General features: G+C 43.7%; 3 protein-coding genes and 1 riboswitch. Of the genes, 1 reads left to right on the top strand and 2 read right to left on the bottom strand.

What is annotated here, in order from left to right:
• On the top strand, nt 1-330 hold a 330-nt coding region (locus MHN01_RS21740), incomplete at its 5' end, for an efflux RND transporter permease subunit (RefSeq protein ID WP_239413389.1).
• A gap of 84 nt (nt 331-414) precedes the next feature.
• On the opposite strand, the gene MHN01_RS21745 is transcribed toward MHN01_RS21740, so the two are convergent.
• Both MHN01_RS21745 and MHN01_RS21750 read right to left on the bottom strand, forming a co-directional pair.
• Nucleotides 415-1,551, bottom strand: coding sequence for a J domain-containing protein (locus MHN01_RS21745; RefSeq protein ID WP_239413390.1), 1,137 nt, complete (start codon nt 1,549-1,551; stop codon nt 415-417).
• Between the two features lie 240 nt (nt 1,552-1,791).
• Nucleotides 1,792-2,499, bottom strand: coding sequence for an AraC family transcriptional regulator (locus MHN01_RS21750; RefSeq protein WP_160651333.1), 708 nt, complete (start codon nt 2,497-2,499; stop codon nt 1,792-1,794).
• Nucleotides 2,500-3,059: 560 nt separating this feature from the next.
• Nucleotides 3,060-3,222: riboswitch (glycine riboswitch) on the top strand.
• Nucleotides 3,223-3,234 lie beyond the last annotated feature (12 nt).

Genomic DNA, 3,234 nt, shown 5'->3' on the forward strand with positions numbered 1-3,234 from the left:
CTGCTCGGCCTTGTCGGGTTGGCAATCAATGCCGCTATTGTGATTCTTGCCGAACTCAAAGCCAGCCCGAAAGCCTTGCAAGGTGATACCGATGCTATTCTGGTCGCAGTGATGAGTTGTACCCGCCACATCACCTCTACCACCATCACCACAATTGGTGGCTTCATGCCATTGATTCTGGCTGGTGGCGGATTCTGGCCACCGTTTGCGGTCGCCATTGCGGGCGGTACACTTCTAACGACCATCGTCTCGTTCTATTTCGTACCAGCAGCATATCGACTTGCAGTCATCAAGAAACCACTGGGTGACGGAAAGCTCGTTGAAGCCTAATTACTAACAAGAAAATATCGATAAACGAAAGCCTCTCAGCTTGTGCCTAATAATCCAGGTCAGTGCTGAGAGGCTTTACCTTATTTACCGCATGCACAACAGCTCTAGCTCTTGATACGCAACGGAAAAACCGTCATTCGGAAAGTACTCTCCGTTAATCAACAAACTTTTGCTTTCCGCCCAGTTCCCGGCAAATGAACCATTACCATAGGGAATGTTATAGACAAGGAAGTGGCGATCTTTTCTGTCAAAGATCAGGTTTGCCGCCATTCTGCCTGCACGTAGATTCGAGTTTCGGTAATACTGAAATTTTGTCTCACAGCTCTTAACAATGTATGAGCCCTTTTCGCTTCGAACTGAAATATAAGGGCGGTTGTTCTCTGCAAAAAATCGCAGGTGCCATACACCAACTGAACTATCCACCTGAATACGTGGGACAGGTACAGGCTTCGCGGGAACTGTACTCACCGTCATTATCTCGGACTGATCTTGTAACTGAAGTTCATCGGCTGGGTTGCTATTGATAATCGTCACCTTCACTTCTGGTTCTGGTTGTGGCTCTTCAAACAGTGCCATCAATGCCAGCAAAGGCTCTTTACCCAGGGTAAACAGCAAACCTGCGATAACCAGAGGCATCATCAGCATCAAACCAAAGCGACGGAGATTAAAGCTACCTATTGCCTTAATTTGGTTGATAACTTTAGGTGAGATTTCACTCAAGGGAGATAGAGGTGAGACCGTTGAAGTCTTCGGCGGCACGTTCGTTACGGTCCGGGTTGTATCACTCAGTTTGCGGCGTGCTTCTTCAAGCTGGTTAGAAAGGCGCTTATTTTCCCGGCGTAGCCACTTCAACTCTTCTTCCGAGGCCCCCATATAACGCTCACTTTCCTCGGCTAATAATTTGCTTTTCTGCTGCTCGAGTTTAAGCTGACGGTCAAGCTCTTCATTAATCCTTTTAAGAGCCTGACAGTCGCGTTCAAGTTGCTGCAATTTCTGCTTGTCCGCTTCCGACGTCGTATTCTTGGAATGAACCGTACGGACAGCTTCTTCATGCCCCTTGCCCTGCCCTATTTTCTCATAAGCCTGGACAAGCAATTGCATAATTGCCTTTGAGCCACCTTTATCGGGGTGAAGACGGCTAGATAGTAGTTTATAACGGCGCTTTATATCAGCGCTTGAAGTGTTGCTGTCTGTGCCTAAAATATCGTGAAAAGATGTCATTCTATCTGCTGATACTGTTAACTACTGATTGTCTGAGCAAAACTGCGCATGACCTGAAAAATATGCAGCTTGCTTAAGTCCATATGCAATCAATATAGTCTAATATTGTTCATGCGAGCTGATAATATACAGGCATGATAATCGTATGTAGTCTGTTATCGGCAGATTTCTGCTAACTTGATACCTTTAGCACACAAATATATTGAAAAACACAACGATGCCTCTCTTCTAGAACTCACGCTAAGTATTTAAATTGTGTTTTCTCATTCTGAATTCACCCGGTGAGCATCCCATATGCTTCTTAAAAACACGGGAAAAATAGGAAACGTCCTTAAAGCCAGCCGAGTTTGCAACCTGGGAAATTTTCTCCCGATCTGAGCTAAGCAGCCCGCAGGCAAGATCCAACCGCTTCTTAATAATGTATTGCTTGAGCGTGACACCCATTATGCTATGGAACAGGCGTGAAAAGTACGTAGGTGAATAATGGCAGGCATTCGCCAAGTCTTCTTCACGTAGCGGAGCACTAATATTTTCATCGATTATCTTGAGCGCGGGCCGTATCGACAACTCCCGGTGCTCAAACCCCGTATCAGCATCCGCTTCCACCTGATGAGTATGCAAACGACTGAAGCACTCGTCGAGCTCCTGTCTTGTTGCACTGGCTTCAATCACATCTTCGCCACCAGCCCGAAGCACATTCAGCGCCAGGTTGGCATCCAGGCTATGATAAACAATAACAACCTTTGCTAGCGGAAAACGATTCTTGATAGATCGCAATAACTCAAAACCTTCCGATGTTGAATCAACAACCTCAAGGAAAATTAGCTCCTGTCCGGTCATTGTCGAAAGTAACTCAAAAGGCGAAACATCAACGACGTTATGTGATAGCTTAAGATTTTCTCTGGCATCTGCCATTTTGTCGTAATGACTGCAACTAACCCAAATCACAAATTCACCTTACTACTAGTGTCATAAGTACATACAAAAACTCTGTATGCTGCGGTGAAACACTCCTTGTTGATGAATAACTGAACCTTTATAAGAATTGTTATGACCGCAACGTCAAAAAATTGACTTGCTATGAATAATTAACGTTCAGAAACCTAAATAATTCCAGCAGGCTACTTTTGTTTCAAATTTAAGCAACAACGATCAGATTCTATGCTAGCTTTGTCACATCAATGGGTTAGCAGAAAAAATAGGCGGGAAACACTTTTCTAATATATCAACTGGCAATTAAAATCAGTTTTTAATTTCAATTTATTCTATATTTTCTCCGTCACCAGCTGCCTACAAAATAGTATAGGTGAGCATAAAAAAATAACACTGCAACATTTTCCCCTCTGAGCTGGGCGCAAATTGAGCGTTAAATAGCGTATTCACATCCGACTCCATACGCAATAAAAATGATTTAGCTGCATTGCTATGAAAATTTTATCGTTTTGTGCGATTTTTTTGCAGACAATCACATTTTTATCATTTAGTATGTCGCCCGAAAATGAGTTCCGATGAAGACAGCAGGAGAGTGGCAAGATACGTTATTGTATCCGCCCGCCGAAGAAGTAAGCAGTTTAACTAACCAGAATCTTTCTGTTATTAAGTTGTAAATCTTTCAGGCACCGCAATGTTAATTCCTTGAGTTGACATTATGGTATGGACTGTTGTTGGAGGAGCCTCTGGAGA

Source organism: Photobacterium sp. OFAV2-7, from assembly GCF_022347985.1.
In the GTDB taxonomy this organism is placed as follows: Bacteria; Pseudomonadota; Gammaproteobacteria; order Enterobacterales; family Vibrionaceae; genus Photobacterium.